The 1,557-nt window shown below is 62.1% G+C and carries 1 protein-coding gene; it reads left to right on the forward strand.

Annotated features, from left to right (window positions below):
* Nucleotides 1-60 precede the first annotated feature (60 nt).
* Complete coding sequence (locus A2I95_RS36770; protein WP_291737424.1) at nt 61-1,401, forward strand: DUF1173 family protein; 1,341 nt, start codon at nt 61-63, stop codon at nt 1,399-1,401.
* Nucleotides 1,402-1,557: the final 156 nt, after the last annotated feature.

Genomic DNA, 1,557 nt, shown 5'->3' on the forward strand with positions numbered 1-1,557 from the left:
GCGTCTACGTGGTCCGGGAAGTGCCCATGGGCGAACGGTATCAGTGAAGGAGCAGGCAGAATGGCGTATTTCATCGGCAATATCCCAGTGGACCCGGCAACCGGCGACGGCCAGAACCTCCTTGGCCGGGCGCATCAGGAACACAGCCGCATTACCTGCGGCTGCCGGAAACCGGCCCCGCAAATGTATGTGGCCTGCGTGAATGGCCGGTTCATTCTGAAGCGGATGCCGGGCACCGGTGCGGAACATGCGCCCGGCTGCGAGTCTTTCCTGCCGCCGGAAGATCTCTCAGGCCTCGGCCAGGTGCAGGGCAGCGCGATCAAGGAAGATCTGGACAGCGGCACCACGACGCTGAAGGTCGATTTCCCTTTGACAATGGGCAGCAAGCGCCCGGCACCGCCCTCACCTTCGGGAAAAAAGCCGACAGAGGCCAAGGCCAGCCCGCGCAAGCTCGGCCTGTCGAGCCTGCTGCAATACCTGTGGCATGAGGCGGACCTGGTGAAATGGACCCCGGCGATGCAGGGCAAACGCTGGTGGGGACCGGTGCAGCGCGCGCTTCTGAACGCGGCGGCTGGGAAATCCGCCAAGTCCCGTGACCTGCGGGATATTCTCTATGTTCCGGAATACTGGAAGGCGGAGCGGAAAGAAGAGAACGCCGCGCGCCGGGCCAAGCTCCTGCGCGGCCTTCAGGCGCCTGCGCGCGGCACCGCCCCGTTGGGCCTCGTAGTGGCCGAATACAAAAGCCATGAAGCCACCCGCATGGGCGCACGCTTCCTGTTCAAACACGCGCCGGACTGCGCCTTTTTTGCGGAAGAGGACCTGGTGCGAAAGTTTGAGAAGGTGTTTGCGGATCAGCTTATGCTCGCGGACGCCCTGGGCGACGTGCATGTGATGGTGATCGCCACCTTCAGCGTTGCCAAAGCCGGATACCCCGTTTTGCGGGAAATCGGCATGTTGCTGGTCACTGCCAACTGGATCCCCTTTGAATCCATCCGCGACTATCAGCTGATCCAGGCACTGACAGAGAGCAGGCGCGCTTTCCTCAAAGCCCAGCGGTTCACCCTCGACCATGAAACCCCGATTGCCTGCGCGGTGCTGACCGACCTGGAAAGCCCGGTATCGCTGTTTGTGGCTGATCCCGCCGCGGACACCAATGAAGTCGCCGCTCTGCGCGAAGTAGCTGCAGAGGGTACCTATCCTGCTTGGCTCTGGCTGGACGAGGACGCGATGCCGGGCCTGCCGCAGCAAGTAAACCAGCGGGCAGAAAAAGAAACGGCCATCCTCCAAAAGACAGGGGATCATGAGGATGGCCGGCAAGCCCCGGGTAATCGGGAGGAAACAAATAGAAGGGGCTTACCTGACGGAGATAGGAACGGTGCCGGGGAAAGGGAATGCCAATGAGGCGCAATTTCCTGAGCCTTTTCGCCGCAGCCTCGGTCTTGGTTGCAGCACCTGCAGACGCCGACGTCGGCCAGGACCTGAAACAGTTCTGGCAGCGCACCGGCGGCGGTGTGAACGTCACAAAACCGACGGCCTATAAAGGCCAGCAAGCGGGCT

The organism is Leisingera sp. F5 (genome assembly GCF_001593695.1).